Raw genomic sequence first — 26,431 nt, 5'->3', positions numbered from 1 at the left:
GCCCCGGTCGGGCCGCCCGGGGCCGCCGGTTCACTCGCCGAACGCCAGGCGGATGCCGAATCCGGCCACGACCGTGCCGGTGATCCGGTCGAGCAGACGGCGGGCACGGGGCTTGCGGAGCCAGCCGTCGAGGAGCCGGGCGCAGCCGATCAGTACGGCCGACCACACCAGCCCGAGGACGATGTGCACGCTGGTCAGCAGGAGTCCAGCGGTGAAGTGGTCGGCGCCGGGCGGGATGAACTGGGGCAGGACGGCGACGTAGAACGCGCCCATCTTCGGGTTGAGCAGATTGGTCAGGAGTCCCTGGCGCCAGCCGCCGCCCACGGAGTCCGCCCCGGCGGGCAGCAGGGACGCCAGTACGTCGTCCGCCGCCGGGGTCCGGCCTCGGAAGGTGTCGCGGAGCATCCGCGCGCCCATCCAGACCAGGTAGGCGGCCCCCACCCAGCGAAGCGTCTCGTAGGCGAGGTGGGAGGCGGTGAGGAGCGCGGTCACGCCCAGGGAGGTGAGGGCGCCCCAGGTGAGGGTGCCCGTCTGGATGCCGAGGACGACACCCCAGGCCCGGCGGCGCCGGCCGAGGGCCGAGGTGCGCAGGATCAGGGCGGTGTCGAGCCCCGGAGTGAGGGTAAGGAGCCCTACGACGAGGGCGAAGGTCCACAGCGAAGCAGTCAGTGCCATGGACCACCAGCGTATCGGATGGCGGACCTCCGCCCTCCGGGAGGGCGCCCGGCATGCTTCGTCGGCGGGCCGGTATCGGATCGGTATGCCAGGGGGACGCGGACGCGCGATCGTGGTGCCGTCGCCGATCACCGCCCACCGATCGCCGTCCGCCCTTCACCACCCGTCACCCAGAACTCAGGAAGTCACACACCATGCACTCCTCCAGGTCCTTTCTCTTCGTCCTCGGCAGTTCGCGTCCGGACGGGAACTCCGAGGCGCTGGCCCGTCGTGCCGCCGCCACCCTTCCCGCGGTGGTGGCCCAGCGGTGGGTCCGGCTGAGCGACCACCCCCTGCCGCGTTTCGAGGACCTGCGGCACACGGGCACGGGGCTGTACGAGGAGCCGGACGGGAACGCCGGGACACTCCGGCAGGCCACGCGTGAGGCCACGGACATCGTCATCGTCAGCCCGCTGTACTGGTACAGCGTTTCGGCGGAGGTGAAGCTCTATCTGGACCACTGGTCGGGGTGGATGCGGGTCCCCGGCCCGAGGTTCACGGAGGAGATGCGCGAGAAGAGCCTGTGGGGCGTGACCGCGTACGCGTCGGCCGACGCCTCTCTCGCCGATCCGCTGATCGGCACGCTGCGCAACACCGCCGACTACCTGCGCATGGGCTGGGGCGGCGTGCTGCTCGCCAACGGCACGCGGCCGGGCCAGGTGCTGGAGGACGGCGACGCGCTCGACCGGGCCGCCCGCTTCTTCGCCCCGGCGGTGGTCGGGGCGGCGGCCCCGGTGGGTGGCGCGGGGGCCCTGGGCCGAGTCGGCCCGTGACGCGGCGGTACGGCCAACGGGTCCGCCCCCTCGACCCGTTGCGCGCACAAGGCCTCCCGCCATCAGGTACGGGCGCACTCCGGGACCGCCATCAGGTCGAACAACTCCGTGGCTCGGGAGTCGTGTTCGTCCGCCGCTGCCGTCTCTCCGAGGGCCCTTGAGACCCGGGCCAGACCGAGCAGCGCGGCGGCCTCGGCGGGGCGGAAGCGCATCGCCGAGGCCATCGCGCACGCCCGGGTGTACGCCGTCCGGGCAGCCTCGTACTCGCCCTGATCCAGGTGGAGTTCGGCGACGAGGTTACCCACCCTCGCCAGCCGGACCTGCGCCCCGCCCGAGCGGGCGAGTAGCAGTGCACGCCCGGCGAACGCGCGGGCCTCGTCCGCCTCGCCCAGCCGCTGGGCGAGCTTGCCGGAGAGCGCGTGCACCAGAGCGGCGTCACCGGGGCCGATGGCCCCGTCGCCGCACAGTTCCCGGGCGGACGTCAGCAGCCGCCCCGCCTCCGGGTACGCGCCGAGCCCCAGGTGGGCGGAGGCGAGTTCGGCGAGTGCGACGATCTCGTAGGTCGGGTAGCCGTGGGCTCGGGCGGTCCGCAGCGCCCGCCGGGCGGCGGTGACCGCTTCAAGGTGGCGGCCCCACCGTCCGTACAGTGCGCTGAGGGTCGTCAGAGCCTCCGCCTCCACCCGCACCGCGCCCTCCTCACGGGCCAGCGACAGGGCGCGCTCCAGTGGCGGCAGCGCCTCGCCGTACCGCCCCAGTTCCGAGAGCATCAGCCCCCTGTTCGCCTCACTGTGGGCCTCGGCGCGGCGGTCGCCCAGACGGTGCGCGAGATCCCTGGCCTCCTCGGCGGCGGCGAGACCCTCCGCGAACCGGCCGAGTCGCCAGCAGGTCGCGCCGAGGTTGGTCAACGCCACGCAAAGCAGGGTGGATTGGCCGGTCCTCCGGGCTGCCAGGACAGCGAGGCGCGCGAGATCCCCGAGCGCGTCGAACTGCCCTCGGGCGTGCAGCAGGAAGTGGAGATCGCGTGTCAGCGCGAGGACGTGGCGGTCGTGGCCGCGACGCTCGGCGAGCGTCACCGCCGCGAGGATTCCGGGGTGCTCGCGCTCGAACCACTCCATGGCCCGCGCCCTGTCCCTGAAGGCGGGCAGCTCGCCGCCGCGGGCCGTGAGTCCGTGGGGGCGGGACGTACGCCCCGGGGAGACCAGTGCGCACGCGGCCCCGGTGGCCGCCAGGTAATGACCGAGCAGCCGTTCGACCGCCGCCGACTCGGCACACCTGGTGATCGAGGACGCGCCCAGGTCCCGGGCGAAGCTGCGTACCAGGTCGTGGAAGGCGTAGAGCCCGAGGGCGGGTTGCTGGAGCAGGTGTGCGTCGAGCAGCGCCTCCAGGGCGTCCTCCGCGTCCTGGGTGTCCGTCCCCAGCAACGCGGCGGCCGAGTGGACGCCGAACACCGCGCCGGGGTGCAGGCCGAGCATCAGGAAGGCGTGGCGGTGCGGTGCGGTCATCGTCCGGTGGGACAGCTGGAGGGTGGCCGCCACGCTCCTTTCCGCCGATCGGAGTTCGTCCATCCGGCGGTTCTCGTCACGCAGTCGCTCGACGAGATGGCGGACGGTCCAGCGAGGCCGGTTCCGCAGCCGGGCGGTCGCGAGGCGCAGGGCCAGCGGCAGATGGCCGCACAGCCCGGCCAGCTCCGCGGCGGCCTCGGGTTCGGCCCGTACGCGCTCCGGGCTCAGGGCCTCTGCCATCAGCGCGGAGCTGCCCTCGGGGGTCAGCGGTCCGACGAAGACCCACCGGGCGCCGTCAAGATCCAGCAGTCGCGCCCGACCGGTCACCAGAACGGATGAGTTGGCACTGTTCGGCAGCAGGGGACGGACTTGCTCCGCGTTCGCCGCGTTGTCGAGCACGAGCAGAACCCGGCGGTCCGCGAGCACCGACCGCCACAGCCCCGAACGCCCCTCCGGATCGTCGGGTATCCGCTCCGCGGGTACGCCGAGCGCGCGCAGCAGCGCGTCCAGCGCGGCAGCCGACGCCATCGGCTCCTCCCCTGGCGTGAACCCACGAAGATCCAGGGCGAGTTGCCCATCCGGATACTCCGGTGCCAGCAGATGCGCGACGTGCACCGCGAGCGAGGTCTTGCCCACCCCGCCCATCCCGTCGACGGCCACCACCCGGGGGCCCGGAGCCCCGGAGCGTCCGCCGTCGCGCAGATGCCCGAGGAGTTCGGCCCGCTCCCGCTCACGGCCGGCGAAGTCGCCGAGCGCGGGTGGAAGCGTGCACGGAGGCGCCGGAGGCGCGGCGGTGGACCGCGCCCCGTACGACGTCCCCTTCCGGGGCGGCCTCTCCCCGGGCGGCCTCTCCCCGGGCGGCTCCGATGCCGCGGGGAGCATCGGGGCGTCGGCGGCCGGGGCGAGGCCGCCCCGCAGCATGCCGGTGTGGAGGTCGGCGAGCCGTCGGCCGGGGTCCGCCCCCAGCCGCTCCGCGAGCAGTGCGCGGACCCGCTCGTACTCTTCGAGCGCCTCGGCCTGCCGCCCGCAGCGGTGCAGCGCGAGCATCAGGTGGCCGCGCAGCGTCTCCCTGAGCGGATGCTCCGCGACGAGCGTGCGCAGCTCCGCGACGAGTCCGCCGGACTCCCCCGCCCCGAGACGCAGTTCGAAGAGCTGGTCGGCGGCGGTGAGGCGGGCTTCCTCCAGAGCGGTCGCCGCGGCCTCGGCCAACGGCCCGCCGACTCCGGAGAGCGCGGGACCCCGCCAGAGGTCGAGGGCGGCGCGCAGCTCCTCGGCCGCGTCTGCGGGTCGGCCGTCGCGCAGTGCGGTGTCCGCGGCCCGGCCGCGGGCCCTGAACTCGTGGAGATCGAGGTGTCCGTCCGCCAGGTTCACCCGGTAGCCCGCGCCGTCCGTGATGATGACAGAGGTCCCAAGAGGAATTCTCCTGCGCAAATCCGCAATGGCCTTGCGGACTTGGTGGGTCATCGTGGCGGGCGGCTCCTCGCCCCAGGCCGCCTCGGCGAGGCGGGCCACCGGGATGACCCGGCCGGAGTCGAGCAGCAGCGCGGCGAGAATCCGCTTCTGCACCTGCCCGCCGAAGGACAGCCGGTCCTCCCCGCTCCACCCTTCGAGCGGGCCGAGAACCCGCAGGAGCAGCCCGGGCCTCCGGTGTCCGGACTCGGCATCCAGGCCGGCCATCGCGTGTTCCTCCCCTTGACGGACCCGCTCCGGCGCCCGCGGTTTCGGCGCTTCGGCACGTCCGGGGTTCGGCGTTCACGGCATCACGACACTGCCGCGTTCACGATATTGCCGTGTTCACGACATTGCCGTGTTCCGTGTTACCGAAGGCAAACTTCTCCCCCGCGCGTACGCGGTGAAGTGGAGTGTAGAGCGCCGCCCGCCGGCCGGTGCCGCCCGGGGCGGCCCCTCACGCCCCGGCGATGAGCCGGTCCGCGAAGGCGTGGGCCGTGTCGCGGGAGAGTTCGAGCGAGTCGAGGAACACCTCGCGGGCTTTCGCACCGTGCCAGTCGTCCGGGAGGAGTTCGGTCGGCAGGTCGGGGTCGGCGAAGACGATCGGCCGGAAGTCGTGGATCAGGGTGACGCGCCCGATGAGGGCCGCCTCCCCGGTGACGTCCCCGGCGCGGAGCGCGGTGAGCGCGGGCGCGTGCGTCGTGAGCAGCGCTTCGTAGTCGCGGTCGAGGGCGTCCAGGTCCCAGGCCCTGGCCGCGATGGACCGGTCCTCCGCGGGGCCGGCGGTGTCGGAGCGGAAGACGTCCAGGCGCACGCCGGGCTGATCGGCGAAGGCGGCCCGTACCGGTTGGGTACGGGCGTGGGGGCTGAGCCAGAGGGCCGGGGAGAGGGCCCCGAATCCGTGGCGTGCCAGCTTCTTGCGCAGTTGGTCGCGCAGGGCGCGTTCGGTCTCGGGGACCGAGTAGGTGACGAGGTGCCAGCGCCCGTCCCAGGGCGTGGGGGCCCGGCCGTAGATCCGGTCGCGTCGCTCGGCGAGGAGCTGACGGCCCTCCTCGGTGAGGGAGTAGACGGTCTCGCGGCCCTCGCGCCGTCCGGCGAGCCAGCCCTCTTTCCGCATCCGGGCGACCACGACGCGGACGGTGGTGTCGGGGATGCCGAAGCAGCCCAGGACCGCGACCAGCCCCCGGAGGCGGACCTCGCCGCCGCGGTGCCGCAGGTAGTCGCCGTACAGCTCGAAGATCAGCTGCCGTGGTTTCACCGGGCGGCCTCCTTTCGCTCGACCCCGTGCACGAGGGTACGGGCGCCGGCGCGGCCGGCGGTTGCCGCGTCCACCAGTCTCCCCCGGCACCCATGCGTGCCACTTCGCCGACGGTCGTCGTACTATTGACACACGGAGCCGCGGACCCGCCGCCCCGTGGCGGCCGGCACCGCGTCACGGACTGGGCCGCCCAGCCCGCACCCGCCGGCCTTCGGCCGTACGCCGTACGCCCCGCGAGGCGAGCGCACGAGAACCCCGGGAACCCGGTGGCCGGCGATCCGGTCCGGGTCACGGAACACCGACCCCATGGACAGTCACCGCATGCACACCGCACCTCCGGCCGAACCCCCGACCGCCTCCCCGGGGCCTGTCGCGCCGCGACCTCGCCCGGTCCGGACCCTCGTGGAGACCCTCTGGTTCCCGCTCGCCCTCTTCCTCGGTTTCCTCTTCTGCTTCGCGCCCGCGCTGCACTCGCCGACGCCGCACCACGCGAAGATCGCGGTGGCCGGACCGGCCTCCGGCCCCGGCTCCGGTACGGGCGTCCGCGCCGCACTCGGCCAGGAGTACCCGGGCGGGTTCGAGGTCTCCTCGGTCGGCGGGGCCGCGGAGGCCCGGCACGCGGTCACCCGTCGCGAGGCGGTGGCGGCGCTGGTGACGGGCGACGATCCGGTCCTGTACGTGACCAGGGCGGAGGGCGCGGTCCTCGCGCAGAAGATGACCACGGTCTTCACCGCCCTCGTCGCCGGGCAGGGTCACACCCTCACGGTGAGGGACGTCGTGCCGGTCCACGACGCGGACCCGATGGGCACCTCCGCCGTCTACGTCGGCATCGCGTGGAGCGTCCCGGGCTACATCCTCGCGACGGCGCTGCTGCGCGCGGTGAGTTTCGACCGGCGGAAGAAGTTCCTGGTCATCCTCGGTGTGGCCGCGCTCTTCAGTGCGATCGGCTCGGCCGTGGGCGCGGCGCTGGGGTTCCTTCCGGCGTCCCCCTCGTCGATGGCCGTCGCCTTCCTGCTGACGACCGCCGTCGCCACCGTCGCGTCGGGGCTCGCCCCCTTCACCCGGCGGTTCTTCCCGCTGGTGGGCATGGGCCTGTTCATCGTGCTGTCCATCCCCACCAGTGGCGGCGCCGCGCCCGCCGCGCTGCTGCCGCCCGTTTTCCAGTACATCCACGCCGTCATGCCTCTCGCCAACGCCGTGGACGCCCTGCGCGGAGTGCTCTACTTCGGCGGGGCGGGTGCCCTGCGGCCCGTACTCGTCCTCTGCGCCTGGATCGCGGCGGGTCTCGGGCTGATGGGGCTCGACGCGCTGCTGCACCGCCGCCGGGACGCCCGGCGTGCCGCGGCGGAGGGCGTCGCGCCCGAGGAGGCGGAACCGGCGGACAGGGCGCCGGAGGAGCCGCCGACGGAGGACCCGGCGCTGAGCTACCCGCTCCCGGTGGCGCTGCCGGTGCACCGGCACCACTTCGGGGATCGGGAGCCGGACCTGATCGGCACCGTGCACGGCGTCGGCCGGGGCCCCGTCCACCACGCCTCCGTCACCGTGGTCGACGGCCACGGGCGCCAGCTCGTACGCACCACCACGGACGCGCTCGGCCGGTACGCCCTGGCGGGCCTGCCCGAGGGGTACCTGAACGTCATCGCGTCCTCGCCCGGACAGGCACCCGCCGTCCAGCGGAGGCACCTGCGCCCCGGCGTCGTGGTCCGCTCCGACTTCGCCCTGCGGGGTACGCGACGCGGCGACGGGTCCGAGGAGCAGGGGCGGTGAACCACCCGGGGTGAAGGCGCCCGCGCGACCGCGGGATGCACCCGGACGCCACGCCCGGACGACACCGGACGAACCCCGTCATGTCATATTTCGGATACATCTCCGAGCGAAGGGCGTCCCATGAAATTCGCGGTCATCGGCGGCACCGGGCTGATCGGTTCGCAGGTCGTCAACGATCTGAACGCCGCAGGTCACGAGGCGGTTCCGCACGCGCAGTCCACCGGAGTCGACGTCATCAGCGGGCGCGGGCTCCAGGAGGCGGTGGCGGGGGCCGACGCCATCGTCGATCTGACGAACTCGCCCACCTTCGACGAGGCGTCCCCGGCCTTCTTCCAGAAGTCGATGGACAACCTCCTGGCGGCGGGCGCGGAGGGCGGCGTCGGCCACTTCGTGGTCCTCTCGATCGTGGGCGTGGACCAGGTTCCCGAGCTGGACTACTACCGGGCCAAGACGCTCCAGGAGGAGATCCTCGCGGCCGGACCGATCCCCTACTCGATCGTCCGCGCGACCCAGTTCATGGAGTTCATCGAGTCGGTGCTCTCCTGGACCACCGAGGACGGCACCGTCCGGCTGCCCGCCACCCCGATCCAGCCGATCGCCGCCGCGGACGTCGCCCAGGCGGTGGCAGAGGTCGCCGCGGGCTCCCCGCTGGGCGGTGTGCGCAACATCGCGGGACCGGACGTCTTCACCCTGGACGAACTGGGCCGGATCACCGTCGCCCACGCGTCCGACGGCCGCACCGTCGTCACGGACCCGACCGCCGGGATGTTCGCCGCCGTCAGGGGTGACGTCCTCACGGACAAGAACGCCCACCTCTCCGACACCCGCTACGCCGACTGGCTCGCCTGAACCGATCCGGCCCCGCGACCCCACGGACGGGGCCGGTTCAGACGCCGAGCCAGGCCAGGGCCGCGACGGTCAGGGCGCTGACGCCGGTGTCCAGGGTCGGCTGGAGGACCGGGGCGAAGAAGGGGCTGTGGTTGACCGGTACGTCCCGGGCGACGGTGCCGTTCTCGACGGCTTCGGCGTACAGCTCCGGGTCGGTGCCGCCGATGCCCCAGTAGGTGAACGGCACCCCGAACGCGTCCGGGATCAGGCTCAGGTCCTCGCTGGCCGTCTGCAGCTCGACGGTGTGCGCGTCGTCGCCGAAGTGAGCCGCGAACGCCTCGGCGACCCGCGCGGTGACGGCTTCGTCGTTGACCGTGGGCGGGAAGGAGGCGATCTTCTCGATGAGAGGCTCCGCCGGCGATCCGGATGCCTGGCACTCTGCCCGTACGATCCGCTCGATCGCGCCCAGCACCTGGGCGCGCGTGGCGTCGTCGTAGGTACGGACGTTGAGCTGGACGACCGCGCTGTCCGGGATGACGTTGGGGCCGGTCCCGGCGTGGATGCTGCCCACGGTCACGACGGCCGGGGTGGTCGCCGCCAGTTCCCGGGCGACGATGGTCTGCAGGCGTACGACGATCATCGCGGCCATCACCACGGGGTCCACCGCCGCCTGGGGCATCGAGCCGTGTCCGCCCCGGCCGTACACGGTGACCCGCAGGCTGTCCGCGGCGGACAGGAACGGCCCCGGGCGGGTCCCGACGTAACCGGCCGGAAGGGCCAGCACGTGCTGGGCGAGCACCACGTCGGGACGGGGCACCCGCGAGGTCAGGCCGTCGGCGATCATCGCGTCCGCGCCGTCACCCTTCTCCTCGGAGGGCTGGAAGAGCGCCACGAAGGTGCCCCGCCAGGCTTCCCGGGACCCGGCCATCAGCCGGGCGCCGCCGATCAGCGAGGTCATGTGCACGTCGTGCCCGCAGGCGTGCATCACGGGCTGCTCGGAGCCGTCCTCACCGGTCACGGTCGCGGTGGAGGCGTACGGAAGTCCGGTCCGCTCGCGGACCGGCAGGGCGTCCATGTCGGCGCGGGCCATGACGACCGGCCCGTCGCCGTTGGCCAGGACACCGACGACCCCGGTTCCGCCGATGCCCTCGACGACCTCGTACCCGGCCTCGCGCAGCGCCTCGGCCACCTTGCCGGCGGTGCGGTGCTCCCGGAGGCCGAGTTCGGGGTGGGCGTGCAGGTCCTTGTACAGGTCCTCCAGGCCGGGCCGGACGGCGTCCAGGCCGGCCAGGACGGTGCGGGCACGGTCGCTCATGGTGGTTCCTCCTCGCGCTGTCGCCGCTCGCGCCACGGAGCCGCGCCACGGGGACGAGCCGGGAACCGCGCCACTTCGGCGGGGTGGCCAGCTTATGGCGGGCACCCGGCGGGGCGGCTCGGGCCCGCGCGAGCCCCGACCGGAGCCGTGCGAAGGCCGTGCGCCCACGGCGTGGGCGAACCGGGGGCCTCCGCGAGGGCCCCCCGACGTCAGGGGGCCGCACCGCCGTCGCCTCGCGCTACTCGCCGCCCTCCGTGTCCCCCGTGCCCTCCGTGTCCTCCTCGCCCAGGGCGATCTGCACCGTCGTGCGGCCTTCCCGGCGGCGCAGCAGCACGCCCCGGCCGGGCGCCCGGCGCTGGGCGCGTTCGCCGTCGACGAGGGCGCCCTCGCGGGGGTTGCCCGAGAGGATGAGGGCGGCGGCGCCCAGTTCCGGCAGGCGGCTGAAGAGGGGGTCGGTGATCGAGGTCCGGTTGTGGCCGGAGACCCGCCGGGCCGCGACCACGTGCAGGCCGACTTCCCTGGCCTGCGCCAGGTACGGGACCAGGGGGGCGAGCGGGGAGTCGCGGCCGGTGCCGAGCAGGTCGTAGTCGTCGACAACGACGTAGAACTCCGGCCCTTCCCACCAGCTGCGGGCGCGCAGCTGGGCGGCGGTGACCCGGGCGGGCGGGAGCCGTTCGGCCAGCTTGGCGGCGACCTGCTCGGCGTAGGCGCGGGCCGCCGCCGCGTCGCCCGCGTAGGCCCCGAGGTGGTCGTCGGGGACGGCGTCCAGCAGGGAGCGCCGGTAGTCGATCAGGACGAACCGGGACTCCCAGGCGGTGTACCGCTCGGACATGGCGGTCAGCCAGGTACGCAGGAAGACGGACTTGCCCGCGCCCGAGTCCCCGTACACCAGCAGGTGCGGCTCGGTCGGCGGGAGGTCGAGCACGACCGGCCGCAGATCGCTTTCGGCGAGGCCGACGGGCACTCCGGGCTGCTCCTTGTGCGCACCGGAAACGGCGAACACGTCGGCGAGTTCGGACCGGGTGAGCCGTGCGGGGAGGGTACGGATCGGGGGTGCGGCCCGGCCCCGCCAGGCGGCGGCGATGCGGTCCAGCGCCGACTGCTGGGCCTCGGCGAGGTCGTCCAGGGAGTCCCGGCCGTCCAGCCGGGGCAGCGCCACCTGGAACTGGGCCCCGCCCGGGGCGAGTCCGCGCCCGGGGACGGCGACCGCCGCGAACCTGCGGGCCGCCCGGCGGTCGATCTCCGACTCCCCGGGGTCGCCCAGGCGGAGTTCGAGGCGGGCGCCGATGGTGTCGCGGAGCGCGGTGCGCACTTCCTGCCAGCGGTTGGCGGTGAGTACCAGGTGGACGCCGACGCCGAGACCGCGGGTGGCGACGTCGAGTACCGCCGCGTCCACGGAGGTGTCCTGGCCGCTCTGCAACTCCCCGCGCAATCCTGCCCAGTTGTCGATGACCAGGAAGACGTCGGCGGCCCGGACGTCCGCCGGGAGAGTGCCGTCCTCGCGTCGCCGCCGGAAGGTGTCGGCCGAGTCGACGGAGAACTCCGCGAAGAGGCGTTCGCGTTCGTCGATGAGCTGGACCGTCTCCGCGAGGGCGCGCCGCGCCCGCTCCGGGTCCTGGCGTCCGGCGACCCCGCTGACGTGCGGTGCGCCCTCGTACGGCAGAAGGCCGCCACCGCCGAAGTCGAGGCAGAGGAACTGTGCCTGCTCGGGGGTGTGGGTGATCATCGTGGCCAGCATCAGGGTGCGCAGGAAGGTGCTCTTGCCGGTGCGCGGGGCGCCGACCAGGGCGAGATGGCCGTACTCGTGTCCGAAGTCCGGTATCACCGGTACCTGTTGCTGCCGGGACGGCAGGTCGGCCACGCCGATCGGCACGCGCAGGGCGCCGTGGTCGGGCCAGAACGCGGCGCGCAGGCCGCGCGAGTCCGCCGCGCCCTCGGCCCCGTCCGCGGTGGGCGGCTCCTCCGAGGCCGGCCCGGTCAGGGCGTCCAGCGGCAGGGCGGCGGGCAGCGGGGGCAGCCACACCTGGTGCACCGGCTGCCCGGCGCCGGTCAGGTGGTCCACCAGGACCTGCATCTCGGTCGGGCCGGTGGGGGTACGGCGGGGTACGGGATCCGGCGCGGGCCGCCGCCCCTCGTCCTCCTCGGGCGGGGTGCGCAGACCGAAAGGTACGGGCGCCACGACGAGCGGCTCCGGCCCCTCCCCCGGCTCCTGGACGCCGTCGTGGGAGCCCGAGACGTGGGCGACGCGGAAGCGTTCGTAGACGGAGTCGGAGACCTTCAGATAGGCCGAGCCGGGGAGCGGCGGGAGCTTGTAGGCGTCGGGGGTGCCGATCACCGAGCGGGAGTCGGCGGCCGACATGGTGCGCAGGCAGACCCGGTAGGAGAGGTTGGACTCCAGCCCCTTCAGCCGGCCTTCCTCCATGCGCTGGCTCGCCAGCAGGAGGTGCACGCCGAGGCTTCGCCCCACCCGGCCGATCTGCACGAAGAGATCGATGAAGTCGGGCCGCTGGGTGAGCAGTTCGCTGAACTCGTCGACGACGAGCAGCAGGTACGGCAGTGGCGGCAGCGGGCTTCCGTCGGGCCCGGTCTGCCCCGCCTCCCGGCGGATCTGGTACTCGCGCACGGAGTCCAGATTCCCCGCGTCGCGCAACAGGCTCTGGCGGCGCTGGAGTTCGCCCTGGAGTGCGTCGCGAACCCGGTCGACCAGGGCGAGATCGTCCACCAGGTTGGTGATCAGCCCTGCCACGTGAGGCAGTTCGGTGACTCCGGCGAAGGTCGCGCCGCCCTTGAAGTCGACCAGGACGAAGCTCAGCAGGTCCGGTGAGTGGGTGGCGGTGAGGCCGCTCACCAGGGTGCGCAGCAGTTCGCTCTTGCCGGAGCCGGTGGCGCCGACGACCAGGCCGTGCGGCCCCATGCCGCCGTGGGCCGCTTCCTTGAGGTCCATGGTGAGGGGCTCGCCCTGGGCGTCGAACCCGATGGGGAACCGCAGCAGCCGCTCGGAGTCGGGCCCGGTCGCGGCCCAGAGCTCCTCCGGGTCGAAGGTGTTCAGGTCGGTGACGCCGAGCAGATCGGGCAGCGACACCGTGCGGGCCAGGATCTCGTCGGCCTCGTCGGAGAGGGTGAGTGGCGCCAGGGCGCGGGCGACGGCCTCGCAGAGCACCGGTCCCGGCAGGTCGGCGAGTGCGCCTGCGATGTGGTCGGGCAGGTGCGCGGAGCCGCCCCGCGGGCCGGCCGGGTCCCGGGTCTCCACGGTCAGGGTGCCGTCCGCGGTGACCCGTACCCGGATGTCGGCCCGGTGGGGTTCGTCGTTCTCCCGCTCGACCACGCAGACCACGGTGAGCCCGCCGGCCGGTCCGGCCTCCGCGAGGAGGGCCGTCGCCTCGGGGGTACGGGCCCAGGCGCTGCGCGGGTCGTAGCCGTCCAGGACGACCAGCAGCCGCTGCCGGGCGTCGACGGAGCGGGCGCCGCCGAGCGCGAAGGGGCGCTGTCCCGACTGTTCGCGGGCCGCCGCGAGCCAGTCGGTCAGCCGGTCGGCGATTCCGGCGAAGTCCTCGGCGACCAGCGGGACCACGCCCGCCTCGCCGCTCTCCTCCGGCTCGTGGGTGTGCGGCAGCCACTTCGCCCAGTCCCAGGAGGGGAGCGGGCCGGTGTCGCGGAGGTGGTCCGCGCCGTCGTGGTCCGTCGCGCCGTGGTCCCTGCCGCCGAGGTCCACGGTGCCGTCGTGTTCCGTCGCACCGGCGGTGACGACGGCGATCCGGACGTCGTCGGGGGCGTGCAGCACGGCCACCTGGGTCAGCAGGGCGCGCACCACGCCGCGCGCCTGACCGGCCGGTCCGAGGACGCTCACCACTCCGCCGCGCGAGAGGTCCACGGTGAGCGGCTGCCCGGTGACCTCGGCGGTGGTCTCCACCAGGCGGTCGGCGGCGGCCTTGGCCCGGCCGTCGTACTCGACGGTGGGGTCGTTGCGGGTGGCGAGGCGGACCGGGGTGGCGAGGCGGCCCCGGCCGGTGCCGATCCGTACGACGAGGAAGTCGGCGTCGGCCGGACGGCGTTCCCAGACCCGGCGGCGCCCCACGGCGACCGCCCGCAGCCGGAACGGCGAGGGGTGCCGCCACGCGGCGATCAGCCGCTGGTCGGAGGCGACCTGCCAGGCGGCCTTGCGGACCTCCGTCAGGTGGTCGAGGTAGCGGTCACGGGCCCGTACCCGCTGCTTGCGCTGCGCGGAACGCATCTGCATCCGTACGCCCACGGTGAGCCCGATGGAGAGCAGCACGAAGGAGATCCCGAGCAGGACCAGCATGCGCCGGCCCGCCACGATCATGTACGCGGCCATGCTGATGCTGGACAGCAGGGGCATGAGCAGCATCAGCCAGTTGGCACCGGAGTCCCGGCCGGCCGGCTGCGGGGGCGCGGCCACCACGACGGGATCGGTGGGCAGGTCGGGCGGGACGACCCGGGCGGGGCGGTGGAAGACGATCCGCGACATTCAGGTGTTCTCCGGGAACCGGGAAGGCGGGCGGGCCGGGAAGGGCGGCTCAGCCCCGGGCGGGGCCGGGCGCGCCGGGGGGTGCGAACTGCGAGATGTCCGGCGGTTCGGGCATCCGCCGGGGCTGGGCGCGCAACTCCTCGGTCCGGCCGCGCAGTCCGGCCGTCAGCTCGCCGAGGCCCTGCACCAGGTCCCCGGCGGCGGCGAGGCGGTGCTCGACCATCGCGTCCAGCGCCGACTGCACGGCCTGCACGACCAGTGCCGCCAAACCCTCCGGGTCGCCGGGGTCGATGACCGACGGGTCGATGCGCAGGTCCGTCAGCCGGCCCTCGCCGCTCACCGTCGCGGAGACCAGGCCGCCGCCCCCGTGTCCGGTGACGGTGGCACGGCCCAGCTCCTGCTGCTGGGCGGCCAGGCCGCTCTGGAGCCGGCGGACCCGCTCCGTGAGTGCGGCGAGCGGGACGGGCTCACGGCGTACGGGGTCGGGCATGAGGCTCTGGCTCCTGTCGGACACGGGCGGGACGGCAGGACCCGCCCCGCCCCATCGTGCCCGCGCGACCGCCCCCCGCCCAGGTCCCAGTTCGGGGACGGGGGCGGGACGGGGCGCGGGCGGACCGTGGGCGCGGGCGGGGGCTCGTCGTCCCAGGCCGACACGCGGTCCGGGCCGACTCGCGGTTCGGGCCGACTCGCGGTTCAGGCCGACTCGCGGTTCAGGCCGACTCGCGGTTCAGGCCGACTCGCGGTTCGGGCCGACTCTCAATTCAGGCCGACTCGCAGTTCTCGACCTTGAGGTCGGGTGCGGGCCGCTGCCGCGCGAGCGCCTCGCGGAGCCCGGCCAGCGGGGCCGTCCACCGCCCCGGCTCGGTCGGGCTCCCTTCCGGGACGAAGCCCAGTGCGGGCAGCAACCCCTCGGGGAGGACCCCGCCGCCGACGTCCAGGACGACCTCGGTGACGTCCGACGCCCCCGCGACCAGAACCAGTTTGGCGAGCAGCGCGTGCGTCAGCTCCGCGGCCCGCTCGTCGTCGCCGAGAAGCAGCCCGGTGACGTGGACGCGTCGCGGAGGCGTGAGCGCGGGCTGCCCGGAGACCGTCGTACGCGGTGTGCCGAGCTGGTACCGCAGGTGGGCCAGGGCACTTCCGTCGCGGTCGCCCCCGGATGCCTCCGTGTCCGCCCCGGCCGGCGCCCACAGCACGGCCTGGAGTCGGCCGGTGATGCGGTCCACCCCGTCCACGAAGGCGAGCGGTTCGGGGGTGAGCGCCGGCGGGACCGCGCCGTCGACCGTCTTTGTGGGAGCCGTCCCCACAGTGACCGCGGCGTGGGTCCAGGGGCCGGGCCCGAACCTCACGAACGGCTCCTCGTAAGAGTTCAGCAGGTCGTCGACGGCGATCTCCACCACCGTGTCCCGGAGTTCGTCCTCGTCACCCTCCAAATGCTCGGTCATCCAGTCGGAGGCGAGCCCGAAGGAGAGCACGGTCGGCCGGCCGCGCCCGTCGAGACGGCCGGTGGCCAGGGCCACGTGGTCGCCCGTGCGGCCGAACACCACCACGTCCCCCGCGTTCGGCAGGGCGGAGGCGGGTTCGCCGGGCCGGTAGAGGCCCTGCCCGTGTGGCAGCAGGAAGGGCACCATGGTTCTCGTCTGCCAGACCGTCAGGCCCGCCAGGTCGGAATAGACGGCCCGCAGGGCTTCCCTGTCCAGCAGGTTCGCCGTGCGGGCGGCGAGCAGGACCGATTCCGCGCAGTTGAGCGTGGTGGTGGGAAGCGGCTCCGGGCTGTCGGGGGCCAGGTCCGGATCGGCCGAGGCCCAGAGCTCGAAGTCCGTACCGGAGCGCGGGTACGACGGCAGCCAGGACATGGTGCGTCCGCGCCACTCGTCCATGACGGCGAGGACCGCGTTCCCGCGCCGCGCGGCGCGTACCGCGTCCGGGGCGGTCCTGCCGGAGAGCGCGGCGCGCCACGCCTCCGCCGGCGGCAGGGTGGAATCCGGCGCGAGCGCGCCGAGGATTCCGGCCGGAGGGACGGGCGACCTCAGCAGCTTCTCCACGGCGGCGAAGAGCGGGGCGAGGTCCACGTCGGGCATCGGCCTGCCCTCGGGCAGCGACGCCCGCAACGGCTTCGGGCGCCGCTCCAGTGCGGCGAGGAAGGCGATGGCCCGTTCGCGTACGACGGTCGACTCCTCGACGCCGAGGCGCACGTCGACGCCCAGGCCCCGCAGGGTGTCCAGCACGTCCAGGAGGGCGAGCACGTCCGAGGGGTGGTTGCCGAAGGAGGCGCCTGGGCCCACCAGGCGTCCGGAGCGCATCCGCAAGGGCGGGGCGACGTCCCCGGGGAGGACCAGGGGTGTGAGGACCGACTCCTCCCCGCCCCCGGTCAGCGCGCCGGAAAGTGCGCCGGGAGGCGGCTCGGAGAACGTCTGGGAGAGCGGCTCCGAGGATCCCTCGGAGGGCACGGACGAGGGCGCCTGCGAGCCGGCCAGGTGCGGGCTCTCCTCCATGGGGTCGTCGGCGTCGGGCTCCGTACGTTCCTCGCCGCCGGCCTCGGTCCTGCGGCGGGGAGCCGCCCGTTGCCGGGACTCCGCCCCCTCGCTCTCCTCCGTCTCGGAGTGCGGTCGCCGCAGGGCCGCCTGTCGCAGTGCCTCGCCGGCGGCCTCGGGCGTGCCCCGGTACATCCGCAGGAACTCGCCGTGCAGGTGCAGATCGGCGAGGGCCGGCCGTCCCCCGCTCGCGGCGACCACCCGTCGGGCGAACGCCGGGTGCAGGCCGCTCTGCCGGGCCACCAGCAGCAGACCCGCGTCGTACACGACCGGGGGCGCGGCCAGGAACTCCCGGACACGGACCTCGGCCTCCTCGGCGGTGAGCGTACGGAGTCCGGCCAGCCCACCGCGGTCCTGGAGGAAGGAGTCGAGGGCCCACCAGCGCTCGACCGACACGCCGAGATCGGACATCAGCAGGATCAGGGGCCTCAGGTCATCGGGCCGTACGCCGAGCCGCTGGCCGATCCGGGTCAGGGCGAGCAGCCGTTCCGTCGGACGGGCCGGCTCGCGCAGCAACGGCGCGATCGAGCTCGTCCGGTGCACCTCGTCGCCCCCGAGGCCCAGCACCATGCCCGCGAAGAGGTGCAGTTGTCCGGCGTCGACACCCAACTCCGCGGCGACCGTCCGGATGCGTTCGGCCACGCGGGCGACCTCGGGTGGGGGCGCCGCCGGGTCCGGCACCACCTGGAAGGCGGACACACCCCGCCCGACCAGGTCCAGCGTGGTCAGCAACAGGAAGCCCGGCGCCGGCCGGGTGGTGATCCTGGCCTGACCTCCGCCGGTCGTTTCGACCTCGCCGAGAGGCAGCCGGGTGGCCTGGAAGGCGGCCAACTGGGCGCGTTCGACGGACCAACCCTCCGGCAACTCTCCCACCAGCGCTTGGTACGAGGGGAGTTCGGAGTCGGGCAGCGCGTCGATCAGTTCGGCGATCCGGCGCTCGGTGGCCTCCGCGGTGTCGCCCGGGGCGAACTCCTGGGCACTGTTCGCCGACAGCAGCTCGGCGAGGTCCGGTTCGTCGGTCAGGCTCGTCACCTCGTGGCGGTGCCGGGTGAAGGCCAGCTCCACGAGCATCCCGGCCTCGCCCTGCGGTCCGGATGGTTGCCAGTTCTCGGGGGTCCAGCCCGCCACCGGCATCAGCATCTCCGCGAATTGCCGACGGGCGACCGTGTCGCGGATGTCCCTGCCGAAGAGGTCGGTGAAGATCACGCCGGGCGGCACGGCCATGGACCACAACGGCCTGATGTCGTCGGGCTCGCCCGGCTCGGCCCTCCGGAGGTCGAGCTCGATCCGGACGAGCGGCGCCAGCCCCTCGATCGCCGTCCTGCCCGGCGCGTTGACGGAACGGTCCAGTCTCTCCTGGATTCCCCGTGCCCAGCGGGTCAGTGCCGCCACCTCCTCCGGGGTGTGGTTCGCCGGGTACCGGATCACCCGCGTGATCCGCAGGCCGTGGTCGCCCCCGCCGAACAGCACCCGCCCGACCTCGAAGCCGACCGGGACACCGGACCCGTCCGGCAACGGGACCGGGATCGGGGCCGTGCGCGCGAGGACCGCCGCCGGGTCCCAGTCGGACCGGGGCTGCAACCGCGTCGGACGCGCCCACATGAGGGTCCCGTCGACCACTTGGCCGTGGATGCGTACGCCGTGGGAGACCCCCTCCCAGAGGTAGCCGCCCTCCGGCACCACGCGGAACCTTCCTGCGGCGAGGGCGCTGGTGTGCGCCTCGTGGACGGCCGCCCAGAGGGTGGAGACCGTCCAGTCTGCGGGGAAGAGGGCGTGCGAGTACCTGAGCCGTTCGTCGTGGCCCAGGACCTGGCGGGCGGGCGACGACGGGGGCAGGAAGGCCGCGGAGCCCGGCGCCCGGTAGGAGACGGTGGTGATACGGACGCCGTTGGGCAGGACGTGCACCGGGACATCCACGCGAATGCCCCGCTGCTGCTGCAGTGCGGGCCAGCGCTGCGGGTCGGGGTCGGTGTAGTGGAAACCGGTACGCCCGCGGAGGTCGCCGTGCGCCATGTGCCGCCGGGCCCGTTCGCCGATGACGAATCCGGCCGCGCCGGACGACGGCTGGGCCAGGTGATCGGGCGGAGTCAGATGGTCGGCCGGCACCAGCATCGGGGGAAGGCCGGTGTCCTCCTCGGACCGCTCCTCGTCGCCCTGTTCGCTCCGTTCGCCCTCTTCGCCCTGTCCGTGCTCCTGGTGCCCGGCCTGGAGTGCGCGGAGGCGGGCGGCGGCCTCGGCCGCGTTCCGCGGCGGTCCGTCGAGGGTCTGGTCGTCGTGCGGGGCGAAGTCCGTGATGGTGCCGCTCGCGTCCACCGTGCCCCTGATCCGGAGGCCCTGGTACACGCCGGTGAACTCGCTCGCCCCGTCTGCCATGGACTCCCGTACGGGTACGAGCCGGCCGAGAGCGCGCTGCTCCAGGTACACCTGCTCGACGGCATGGAGGACGTCGTCGGCGCTCAGGTGCGCGGGGAACATCATGCGTGGCGGCTCGTCCCTGCCCCGTAGGGCGGGGTCGACGCGCAGATACGCGAGGTAGGTGCCGTTCGGGTTCATGTCCCCGACCGGTACGGCCGTGTACCGGCCCGCCGGGCCGACGGGGGCCAGCAGGCCCGCCATGCCCGTGCGCCGGTCACCGCGCAGGACCCGTTCGCGCAGGTCGAGGGGGATCAGCCGGTCGCCGCGGAACGTACCCTGCGGCCGGGCCCTCGGCAGCGGTTGCTCGACGCGCCCCGCGCGGTGGGCCGACTGCCACGCCTCCTCGACCCCGATGGCCAGCATCCGCAGATCGCGCGGCGCCAGGCGCAGGTTCGGGTCGACCGTGGTCATGTCCGGGAGGTGGTCCATGTCCACCGCCGTCCGACCGTAGTCGTCCAAGTAGTAGGAGGACATCAGCGAACCGTCCTGGTAGACGGGGCGCACGGGCTCACGGACGGCGGTCTCGCGGTACTGGTCCCAGAAACCGAGGAGGTGGCCGGTCTCGTGAGCCAGGACCGTCGGTGTCATCTCCGTCTCGAGGACCGCCCGCGGGTCCGTGGCACCCAGAGGGTGGAGGTACCAGTTCCGGTTGTTCGACCGGGCGGACATGCCTTCCGCGACGGTGTGCACCTTGACCGTGTGGTGCGCCTCTGCCTTCGACTCCACGAACTTCAGGGCGACTTCCAGGAGATCGCCGTAGGGCAGCTGGTGTCGGGGGTGGTTGTAGTAGCGGTCCATCCCCTCGACGGCCATCCGGCGTGCCGCCGCCACCTGTCCGGGCTCCACCCCGGGCTGCGGGTCCAGGAAGATCGAGAGGGTGATCCGTGTGAGAGTCCGGCCGTCGGCGGTACGGAAGCGTGTGGCCGAGTAGGCCCGGGAGGGCAGACCACCGAGGCTGTGGTGCGGGCTGCGAATCCTCGGTATCGGGCGGTCACTCGGGGTGATCGCCACCGTTCCCAGCGGGACCAGTTCCTCCTCGCGGTACAGCCCTTCCGGTGATCCGTGCTCTTCCATCACGGTGTCGGGGGCACCGTCACCGCCCGGGACCACGTCGTCGGTCCCATCGGTCTGGTCGGTCTGGTCGGTCTCGTCGGTCTCCGCGAGTGAACCGCTGCCGGAAGAACCGGCGTCGGCGACGGACCGGGGACTGACATCGAGCCATGAGGTGTACGCGGTCGGCGAGAGTTCCGCGGCCATCTCGATCTGATCCTGCGTGACCGGCTCGCTCCCCTGCACGGGCGGCTGGTCCTGCACGACCTCGGTGGACTGCACGACCTCCGTGGACTGCACGACCTCCGTGGACCGCACCGGCGTCTGGTCCTGCACGGCCTGCGTGGGCTGCTCGGCCTGCGTGCGCTGCACGACCTTCGTGGGCTGCACGACCTCCGTGGGCTGCACCGGCGTCTGGTCCTGCACGGCCTGCGTGGGCTGCTGCCCTTCGTTCCCCCCAGCGACGGTCGAGACCTGCGCTACGGGCTCATGAACCTCCCTGCGGGGCAGGGCCAGTTCGATGGGAATCACACCTTGGATGCTCTTCCCCAGCTCCTCGCCACCACGCAGGAAGGTGAACTGCAGAACGACATGCCCCTGGTAGATCGCGTGGGGTACCGGCGTCTTGCTGTTCTGACCCGAGCGGCCGGCTGTCCGGCTGCGGTCGCCGAACCGGTTGCGGGACGAGAAGGTGACCCGGCCCGTGCCCCGGCCGCCCCAGTCTCCGACCGCGCCCTCGCCACCGAGCTCCCCGCTCCCCGCGTTCGCCAGGGAGGTGCTCTGTGAAAGGTCGGTGCGGTTGCCCGTCGTCGACGAGGTGGCGAGCTCCGCCTCCTTGTCGAAGCCCGAGTACGTCAACTGGTACGGGAACAGGGCCTCGACCTTGACGGTGATCGAGTCGGAGGGCTTCCTGCCTCCCACGGTGACGACGAGTGCGACCCCGCCGGTCTCCGTCTCGTTCACCGGATTGGCCAGCCGGTCGCCGACCCAGGCCATCAGCGTGTTCCGGCTGATCCTGTCCAGGACGTACTGCCCGTTCGTCTGCCCGGAGGCACCGTGGCGGGAGTTCCATCGGGCGAAGAGTTTCTCGCCCCGGTTGGTGATGAGCTGGCGGACGCTTTCCAGGGACTGGAGGGAGACCACCTGGACCCGGGTGTTCTTCAGGTGCGCGGCATCGATCTGCTCGGGCGCCGTCGGCAGGACCGTCTGCCCGGTCCCGTCGGTCGCCGGCGGGCCGACGAGTTGGGTCGTGCGGCTGGGAGACGTATGGGTCATCGTGGCATGCACAGCGACCTTGAACTGGCCGGCCGCCTGGACCGACCGCTTCTCACGGTCGGTCAGCTTGGTCTTGATGGGCGTTTCGGCCGCGGTCGACACCACGGGCGCCGCGTCCTCGCTCTCCTCGCCGCCCTCCACCACCACCTGGGCGCTCGCGTGGGCGTCCTCCTCCGCCACCACCGTCTGCCCGCTCGTGAGGCGGGCCTCCTCCGTCTCCCGGGCCCTCTCGATGCGTTCCCTCTCCGCCAGGGCGAGTCTGATCGTCTTCCGCAGATTCCGAGAACGCCAACGGTCCGCGATGTTCCCCTTCAGCGCCGCGAACGATGCCTGACTCCCGGTGGGGTCCCGGTACACCGTGATGAGCAGGTCGACCTCGTCGTGGAAGACGGAGCCCTCCGTCTTGCTCTTGGTGCCGGATCCGGTGCTGACGTTCGTCAGCCGGGATTCGGAGTTCTCCTCGTTCTTCGTCCGCTGGTAAGTGATCGACCCCAGCACCGAGGCGCCCGGAGCCACCTTGCCCTTGGCGGTGACGCCGTAGCGTTGTCCCTTCGAGACGGCCGTGGACTGCGCGCTGTCGCCGTCCACGCTGTCCTCGTTGGCCGCGGTGGACTCGCTGCGGTTGAACTCGACGGCGGCGATCTGACGGTCGTGCACCGGCTCCTTCCCGCTGCGCAGCATCAGGGTCACCTCGGCGCGGCCACCGGGGAAAACGATGACGACCGGCTGGCCGTCGAATGCCCCTCGGGCATGGGCCGACATGCTTGCGGCCTGCAACTCCTGGGCCAGCCGCGGGCTGATCCTCTCCCAGCGCGCCGCACCGAAGAGCGCCACGCCATACGCCTTCAGGGGGCTCATCAGGTCGGATACGCCGTCTTCCGGATGCTGGATCCACACCGATCCGGTGATGTCGTACCCCTGCAACCGGCGGCTGGACAGCGTGTACGGGGACGGGCGCCGGGTGCCCCGGCCCGTGTTCCGCCGTCCCGGTTGCGTGAGGTGGGCGGAGGGGAGGGCCAGCCGCACCGGGATGGGCACCTCGAAGGGCTTGGCCGCGTGCTTGGTCTGCCAGAAGTGTCCCGTCAGGATCTCGACGCTTCCCTTGACCTCCAGTCGGCCGGTGAACACCCCGTGGGGCTCGGTGGACTTGCTCTTGGCCCCGATCGTGGTGCCGGCGTCCATGACGCTGCTGCTGCTGGTGTCCGTCTTCACGGTGTCGGTGATCTGGGCGGTGACGTACGGCGCGGTCACCACGAGGTCGAGGGTGTTCGTGGTGCTCTTCGTGTGGTGGGTGGCCTCACCGAAGGCGTCGGTCTCATCCGCACCACCCTCCACCTCGAACGCGTCGATGGTCTTCTCGAAGACGAGACCCTGTTCCCCCACGCCCACACTCGTGATCGTGATCCGTGAGTAGCGGCCCTGGACGACGTACACGGGGTCCTGCCGGTTCTCGCGCAGATTGCGCCCCGAAGCGGCGGACAAGGCGGCCATCCGGGTCCGCAGGATCACGGGGCCGAGCGTGGTTTCGTAGACCGCCTCCTCCTCGGCCAGTTGCTCCGGCGTCAAGGCAGCCTCTCTCAGCCGCCGCATCACCGTCGTCAGGATGTTCTGTACTTCGCCTCCCAGCGAGAGGATCTGTGCGTCCGCGGGCAGGACGCTCATCTCCCCCGGGCTCGGCGGGGCGGGGGTCACCTCCCCCACCGGAGCGACCGGCAGCACTTCAGGCGCCGTTTCCGGCTCCGTCGACCGCGGATTCGCGGCGCCCGGGACCGGGACGGGTCCCGTGTTCGGCGTGAAGGTCTGCGGGCCGGCCACCTGGACCGTGTACCTCTCGGTCAGCCGTGTGGGGATGGCCACGAAGAACGGCACGACGACGTCGCCGTCCTGGTTCTCCGCCGTTCCGTCCGTCACCCGGCCCGGACCGCCGACCACGCCGAGGCGGAACACCACCTGGCCCGCGTAGAGCGCCATCTCCTCCGCGAACTTGGTGTTGCTGACCTGCTTGGCCGACCGGGCCGACCGGTAGAAGGTGCGGTCCTGTTTGCCCTTGCCCACGCCCTTGGTCGGCTGGAAGGTCGTGCTGCCCCAGAATCCGAAAGACGCGCCCCCGGCCCCCTGGCCCTGCCAGAGAGTGGAGAAGCCGCTGCGCCGCGCGTCCGAAGAGCCGGTCTCGCTCAGTACGTTGAGCTCGGACTTGTCGATGAGGTCGACGAACGTCAGGCTCTGCACCTGCGCTCCGGCGCCGATGCGCATCTTGCCGTGGGTCGTGCTGCTGTCGAAGGACGGGCCCTGCAGCGTGGTGCGGAGCATGAGGGGGAGGTACGCCGCCAGCCGTTCGGCCCCGAAGGCGCCCTGGACGGCCGCCCCGTGCCGACTCCAGCTCTTCTCCGCCACGCGGCCCAGCTCGTGCAGGCGTTCGTACAGGGTTTTCGACGTCGACGATCCGCTCGGGGTGACCGACGACGAAGACGTGGTGGATGTCGACGCGGTGGGCTCGGGCGTCGGGGTCTGCTGGGAGAGGGTGATGGCACCGACGGACAGCAGACCGAGGACCACGGCGTCGTCCGAGAGAGCGAACTTCGGCCGGTAGGCGGTGGCTCCGACCGCGTGTTCGGGCAGCACGAAGGTCCGTCCCACGGTCGGCTGCGTCCCTTCCGCGATCCAGGAGGAGACCCACACGTCCGATCCGTCCGCGGCCGGCTCGGTGTCGGAGGTGCGCACGATGACGGTGGCACCCACACGCGCCCGGCCCACCGAGGACTGCGACGCCCCCGGCTTCCGGAAGCGCACGGTCAGGACCGCGTCGGCGTCGAAGACCGAACTGCCCACCTTCGCCTTGACGGTGGCCCCCGCGACGGAGAGTTCCTCGTGGAGGGTGTTGGCCTCCTTGCCGGTGGTGCGTCCGCCTCCGAAGGCCGCCTTCAGCCCGGAAGGCTCCGCCAGGCCGGGTATGACCCACTTATCGGGATCTCCCAGCGGACTGCCCTGCACCGCCCCCGCGAAGTTGAGGGACCGGGAGTGCGAGGCACTGGTGAGGACGGAGTGGGAGATGTTCCCGCCGACATTGAACTCGGTGCCGTTGTCGGTGGTGTACGCGAACTTCGCTCCCCCCAGCTCGGCACTCAGCTCGACGCTGCCGAGCCCGTCCGGCAGATCGACGATGAACGGGCCGTCCCACATCAGAGTGCGCAGCTTCTGATGCAGCTCGGAGAGCGACACCACCTGCCCCAGCGCCTTCAGTGCCTTCTCGGCAGCCTGCGCGTCGCCGAACGCCTCCACAGCGGCGTCGAAGACGGAGCTGCCCTCCCCGTGAGGCAGGGCCTGCCGGAAGATCGCGTCCAGCCCCCCTCGGCCGCGCCCGCCCGTGGCGCCCACGGGGTAGGCGTCCACCAGCAGATCGAAGGGGCCCAGCGCCCGCATGTCCCGTATGTGCCGGGGTACCGACCGGGCGGGCCGCCCGGTCGTGTGTACGGGTGTGTAGAGCGTGGCCGGGAGAGTGATGCGCGGCCACCCCTCTCCGGCCGGCTCGGCCGGGGCCTTCCCACCCTTGCCGAGCAGCTTCGACAGGTCCAGGCGGAACCACGCGTCCGCAGCGACAGCCAGGGCGTTGGACACCGTCTTGCCCCGGGCGATCATCTGCGCCATGTCCTGGTACGCCTTGCCCGCACCGGTGTCGCGCGCGTACGTCGCGGCGAAGTCGGCCCGGGAGAGGGGAAAGATGCCCCGGCCGGTGAGCGCGACGTTCCACCCCCGGCTGCTGTCGTGCGCAAGGGCCGTACCGGCTCCGGAATCGCCCCCGGGCTCGAACTCCATCTTGGCGAGCAGCTCCGTCGCCCGCGCGTTCTCCAGTCCGCCGCCCACCTGGATCGAGCCCTTCCACCCGGGGACGTCGATGTGCAGATAGCGCTTCTCGCCCTTGCTGAGGCCGTAGAGCCAGGCGCCGAGGTGCCTGGTGCGCAGGTACCGCGCGACCTGGCTCCGTACGAGCGCGGCGTCCGCGGCGCCCAGGAACGGGACGAGCTCCGTCTCCAGCCGACGAGCGAACTCCTCCGCTCCCTCTCCGACCGAGGTCACCACGTCCGAAGCGCCCAGGAAGCCTTGGACGATGTGGTCGGGCAGGGGCGGGAGCGTGGGAGCGGACGGCACCGGGGGCGTGGGGGTGCGAGTCGGCGCCTCCTCGGCAACCGGGTTCGCGGTCACCACCGGGACCGCGGAGGACGTAGAGGTCGTGGACTCCACCGGATCCGTGGTCACCACCGGGACCGTGGAGGTCGTGGACTCGACCGGGTTCGCGGTCGCCACCGGGACCGTGGAGGTCGTGGACTCGACCGGGTTCGCGGTCGCCACCGGGACCGTGGAGGTCGTGGACTCGACCGGATCCGTGGTCACCACCGGGACCGTGGAGGTCGTGGAGGTCGTGGACTCCACCGGATCCGTGGTCACCACCGTCGAATTCAGCTGCTCCAGCGGGGTAATCGGGTCTGTCGTGAAGACGAACGTGTCGAGCTCGATGTCCTCGGACTGGGACGTCCATCCGAGGAGGCGGCCGAGCGACCGGGTGAACGGACTCCACTCCTCGTCGTCCTCTTCCTCGCCTCCGACCTTGGCGACTTCGACCTCGCCCGCTTCGTCTTCGGCCGGCTTCCGCGCCGCCTCCTCTTGTGCCGCCTCCTCTTGTGCCGCCTCCTCCCGCGCCGCCTCCTCCCGCGCCGCCTTCTCCCGCGCGGCCTTCTCCTCCGCTGCCTTCTCCCGCGCCATCTCCTCCCGCACCGCGTCCTCGGCGGCCCTGAGCGCTGCCGATGCCTGGTCGAGGTCGCGTTGGGCCTGGTCGGGGTCGATACCTGCGGCGTCCGCGACCGCGTACCTCTCCTGGTAGGTGGCAACCGCGCGAAAGCGCCGTGCGCTCTCGGACGGATTTTCCTCCGCGGTGAACGCCGCCTCGGCGACTTTCAATCGCTCGCGTGCGGCGGCGCTTCGGCTGACCAGATCCACGGCGTTGCCCGCTGCCGTCGCCTGCTTGCGAGCCGCGCGCACGGCGGCGTTCAGCGCGGGGAGCCGGCTGGGCGCC

At 73.0% G+C, this 26,431-nt stretch carries 10 protein-coding genes; 3 read left to right on the top strand and 7 right to left on the bottom strand.

The features are described 5' to 3' along the window. Positions 1-30 precede the first annotated feature (30 nt). Positions 31-675: a LysE family translocator gene (locus tag ACWD3D_RS12340; RefSeq protein WP_451460831.1), complete on the bottom strand. Its 645-nt coding sequence runs from the start codon at positions 673-675 to the stop codon at positions 31-33. Positions 676-869: 194 nt separating this feature from the next. Between ACWD3D_RS12340 and ACWD3D_RS12335 the strand changes: the two genes are divergently transcribed. Then, on the top strand, positions 870-1,487 hold the full coding sequence (locus tag ACWD3D_RS12335; RefSeq protein ID WP_451460830.1) for a flavodoxin family protein: 618 nt from the start codon (positions 870-872) through the stop codon (positions 1,485-1,487). 62 nt (positions 1,488-1,549) lie between these two features. Here ACWD3D_RS12335 and ACWD3D_RS12330 read toward each other — a convergent pair whose 3' ends face one another. Both ACWD3D_RS12330 and ACWD3D_RS12325 read right to left on the bottom strand, forming a co-directional pair. Then, positions 1,550-4,666, bottom strand: a complete 3,117-nt coding sequence (locus ACWD3D_RS12330; protein WP_451460829.1) for an AfsR/SARP family transcriptional regulator — start codon at positions 4,664-4,666, stop codon at positions 1,550-1,552. Between the two features lie 229 nt (positions 4,667-4,895). After that, the gene (locus tag ACWD3D_RS12325; protein WP_451460828.1) at positions 4,896-5,696 is read right to left on the bottom strand and encodes a PaaX family transcriptional regulator; all 801 of its coding nucleotides are present in this window, start codon (positions 5,694-5,696) and stop codon (positions 4,896-4,898) included. Between the two features lie 321 nt (positions 5,697-6,017). On the opposite strand from ACWD3D_RS12325, the gene ACWD3D_RS12320 reads away from it, so the two are divergent. Beyond that, on the top strand, positions 6,018-7,463 hold the full coding sequence (locus ACWD3D_RS12320; protein WP_451460827.1) for a carboxypeptidase regulatory-like domain-containing protein: 1,446 nt from the start codon (positions 6,018-6,020) through the stop codon (positions 7,461-7,463). Between the two features lie 120 nt (positions 7,464-7,583). Beyond that, a complete protein-coding gene (locus ACWD3D_RS12315) occupies positions 7,584-8,312 on the top strand; it encodes an SDR family oxidoreductase (protein ID WP_451460826.1) in 729 nt (242 codons plus the stop codon). Positions 8,313-8,349: 37 nt separating this feature from the next. On the opposite strand, the gene ACWD3D_RS12310 is transcribed toward ACWD3D_RS12315, so the two are convergent. The 4 genes from ACWD3D_RS12310 to ACWD3D_RS12295 all read right to left on the bottom strand — a co-directional run bounded on the left by ACWD3D_RS12310 (position 8,350) and on the right by ACWD3D_RS12295 (position 26,397). Continuing rightward, positions 8,350-9,606: an amidohydrolase gene (locus tag ACWD3D_RS12310; protein WP_451460825.1), complete on the bottom strand. Its 1,257-nt coding sequence runs from the start codon at positions 9,604-9,606 to the stop codon at positions 8,350-8,352. A gap of 238 nt (positions 9,607-9,844) precedes the next feature. After that, positions 9,845-14,092, bottom strand: a complete 4,248-nt coding sequence (gene eccCa / locus ACWD3D_RS12305) for a type VII secretion protein EccCa (RefSeq protein ID WP_451460824.1) — start codon at positions 14,090-14,092, stop codon at positions 9,845-9,847. A gap of 49 nt (positions 14,093-14,141) precedes the next feature. Further along, a complete protein-coding gene (locus ACWD3D_RS12300) occupies positions 14,142-14,582 on the bottom strand; it encodes a YbaB/EbfC family nucleoid-associated protein (RefSeq protein WP_451460823.1) in 441 nt (146 codons plus the stop codon). 271 nt (positions 14,583-14,853) lie between these two features. Continuing rightward, positions 14,854-26,397, bottom strand: a complete 11,544-nt coding sequence (locus ACWD3D_RS12295; RefSeq protein ID WP_451460822.1) for a hypothetical protein — start codon at positions 26,395-26,397, stop codon at positions 14,854-14,856. Positions 26,398-26,431 lie beyond the last annotated feature (34 nt).

The sequence above is a fragment of the Streptomyces sp. NPDC002690 genome (assembly GCF_053592415.1).
Note: the sequence above shows the minus strand (reverse complement) of the source record. Positions and strands in the feature narration are given on the sequence as shown.